This window comes from Pseudomonas kitaguniensis (genome assembly GCF_009296165.1).
GTDB classification, from domain to species: Bacteria; Pseudomonadota; Gammaproteobacteria; order Pseudomonadales; family Pseudomonadaceae; genus Aquipseudomonas; species Aquipseudomonas kitaguniensis.
On sequence record NZ_VUAZ01000236.1, the window covers coordinates 1 to 2,721 of the forward strand.

Genomic DNA, 2,721 nt, shown 5'->3' on the forward strand with positions numbered 1-2,721 from the left:
TGCCTCACACACTGGGCTGCAGCCAAATAGGGGCATGCAAACCCGATCAACTGTGGGAGGGGGCTTGCTCCCGATGGGGCCAGACCAGGCACCCACATTCCCGAATTTAGCCGACCAAACCACGCACGATGAAGTACAGCAGCGACGGCCCGAGCAGGCAGCCAAGCCCGGTGTGGAACGTCGCGGTCAACGCGCCATACGGCACCAACCGCCGATCCGTTGCGGCCAAGCCTGCGGTCACACCGCTCACGGTGCCGGCCAAGCCACCAAACACCATGGCCGAACGCGGGTTATCCAGGCCCATCCAACGCGCCGCCACCGGTGTGCCGACCATCACCAGGATCGCCTTGATCAAACCGGTGGCAATCGACAGCGCCATCACGTCCGAGGTCGCGCCAATCGCGGCACCGGTCACCGGGCCGACGATGTAGGTCACCGCTCCCGCGCCGATGGTGGTCATGCTGATCGCATCACGGTAACCAAACGCCCAGGCCATGCTCGCGCCGACAATAAACGGCAGAATCGTCCCCAGCAGCAGCGCAATCACACCGATCATCCCGGCTTTACGCGCTTCGGTGGCTTGCACTTCAAACGCCGTGGCGACGATGGCAAAGTCACGCAGCATCGCGCCGCCCATCAAGCCAATACCCGAGAACAACGCCACGTCGGCCAGGCCTTTTTGCCCGCCGGTCAGCGTGCCGCCCACCCAGGCCAGCACCAAGCCGATCACGATGGCAATCGCCGAGCCGTGAATGCGCCCGAAGGTCAGGCGCTTGGACAGCACCACCGACACCCACATCACCACGCCAACGAACGCGAACGCGGTGACCAGGCCGTTATTCACCAAGCCTTTTTCAATCAGAGGCCACATATCAGCGGCCCCCCGCAACAGGTGTCGGCGCAATCAGCGGTTCTTCATCGGGCAACGGTTCGCCTTTATGAGTACGGCTGATCAGGGCGATGGTGCAACCACACACCACCACCGAACCGATCGCCGCCAGCACCGCCACCGGACCGCCGTGCAAGGCGGTGACCACGTTTTGTTGCGCGGCCATGGCGACCACCACCGGGATATACATCGCGCCCCAGAAGCCCACGCCCATCTCGCAATCCTTGGTCATGCCGCCGCGCTTTTGCATCCACAGGCGCGCGCAGATCAGCAGGATCATCGCGATGCCCACCCCGCCCACATTGGATTTAACGCCGAGCAACACGCCGAGCATGTCACCCAGTATCACGCCCGCCAGCATGCAGATTGCCAGCAGGGCCACACCGTAAATAATCATTGTTGTTGTCCTCAAAGTGCTCGATCGAAATTGTTGTTTTTGTGCTTCGAAAGCCTTGGGTGGTGCTTATCGGTGGCGGCGCTCCTCCTCTTGCAGCAGGGCCTGCAAGGTGTCCAGGCGCGCGCCTTCACAGGCGATCACCGTGCCTTGTTCAAATACGCGGCGTGACAGGCCGGTCAGCACGCTGCCGGGGGGCAGTTCGATTTGCAGGCGCACGCCGCGCTCATAGGCGCTTTGCACGGTGCCGCGCCAGTCGACGACGCGGCACATGTTGAAGGCCAGGTCGTCGCGCAACTGTTCGGGGTTGTGGATCGGCCGCGCACGGGTGCTGCTCAAGTAGGTGATGCGCGGCGTCTTGAGCGTAACGAAGGCTTGCGCCAATGCCCGCGCCGGTTCCTCCAGCAACGCGCAATGCGACGGCACGCTGACCGCCAGGCGCCTGGCGACGCCGTTGCCTTTGATGCGCTCGGCCACACGCTGCATGGCTGCATCGCTGCCGGCAATCACGGTTTGGTTGTCGGCGTTGATGTTTGCCAAATACACCGGGGTTTCGCGGCTGTGAATGTCGGCCAGCACCTGTTCGACTGTGGACAACTCGGCGCCGATGATCGCGGTCATGCCGTAGCCTTGTGGATAAGCGCGTTGCATCAACTCGCCGCGCAGGCTGACCAGTTTCAGCGCATCGGCAAAGTCCAGGGCGCCCGCGATGACTGCCGCCGGGTACGCGCCAATCGACAGGCCCGCCACGTAATCCGGGGTGTGTTGCAGCAGGCGGGCATGCGCCACACCGGCGATCAACAGACAAAGCTGCACAGCACGCGTGGATTCCAGAGCGTGCGCCACATCAAGCTGACGGACGTCTTCACCTAACGCATTGCTGGCCTCCTCCAACACCTCAGCGGGCAACCGCTGGAGCATGCCGGGCCGTTGGGCGCCCTGCCCTGGAAACACCAGCAGGCTGCTCATGCCACGGCCTGCCACGGGTCGAGTACCAGGTGCGCCCCGCTGGCGGTTTTCAGCAGCACGCGGCGTGAGCCACCCGCCCATTCACGCAGGGCAAACGCGCCAAATGGGCTTTGCAGTTGCAGGTCTACCGCGCACGGCGCCGTGTCCAGTAGCGCCAGTAACGCCTCGGCATCGCTGCGTTCGAGCCGCTCGGGCGCACACACAATCAAATCCAGATCGCTGCCGGCATGCAGCGCTTGAATGCCGGTGGCCAACTCAAACCCTGCGCTACCGGTGACGCCCCACGGCGCCTGCGCCAACACCGGCCGCAGTTGATCAAGTGCGCGCAACGCCGGTAAATCGCGCGGTGAGATCACGTCGCGCAGCGCCTGCGGCGTCACTCGCCGTTGAATCGCTGCGGTGGGCATCACGGCCGCAAACCGTTGCTCGCGCAGGCGCCCGCGCACGCCCACCGCCACCGTGCCCGGCG

General features: G+C 64.3%; 4 protein-coding genes. All 4 read right to left on the bottom strand.

Translation table 11 applies throughout. The features are described 5' to 3' along the window. Window positions 1–106 precede the first annotated feature (106 nt). Window positions 107–871 carry a malonate transporter subunit MadM gene (gene madM, locus F0169_RS26950; RefSeq protein ID WP_058414523.1) on the bottom strand — a complete coding sequence of 255 codons (765 nt, stop codon included), beginning with the start codon at window positions 869–871 and terminating at the stop codon, window positions 107–109. A 1-nt stretch (window position 872) separates the two neighbouring features. After that, on the bottom strand, window positions 873–1,286 hold the full coding sequence (gene madL / locus F0169_RS26955) for a malonate transporter subunit MadL (RefSeq protein ID WP_058414524.1): 414 nt from the start codon (window positions 1,284–1,286) through the stop codon (window positions 873–875). A 66-nt stretch (window positions 1,287–1,352) separates the two neighbouring features. Further along, on the bottom strand, window positions 1,353–2,252 hold the full coding sequence (gene mdcH / locus F0169_RS26960) for a malonate decarboxylase subunit epsilon (RefSeq protein WP_152748125.1): 900 nt from the start codon (window positions 2,250–2,252) through the stop codon (window positions 1,353–1,355). Beyond that, on the bottom strand, window positions 2,249–2,721 hold a 473-nt coding region (locus F0169_RS26965; RefSeq protein ID WP_152748126.1), incomplete at its 5' end, for a malonate decarboxylase holo-ACP synthase. The genes F0169_RS26965 and mdcH, both read right to left, overlap by 4 nt.

What these genes read in the sequence shown, in the direction of transcription:
- madM (WP_058414523.1), bottom strand. Translation starts at nt 871, where the DNA reads ATGTGGCCTCTGATTGAAAAAGGCTTGGTGAATAACGGCCTGGTCACC.
- madL (WP_058414524.1), bottom strand. Translation starts at nt 1,286, where the DNA reads ATGATTATTTACGGTGTGGCCCTGCTGGCAATCTGCATGCTGGCGGGC.
- mdcH (WP_152748125.1), bottom strand. Translation starts at nt 2,252, where the DNA reads ATGAGCAGCCTGCTGGTGTTTCCAGGGCAGGGCGCCCAACGGCCCGGC.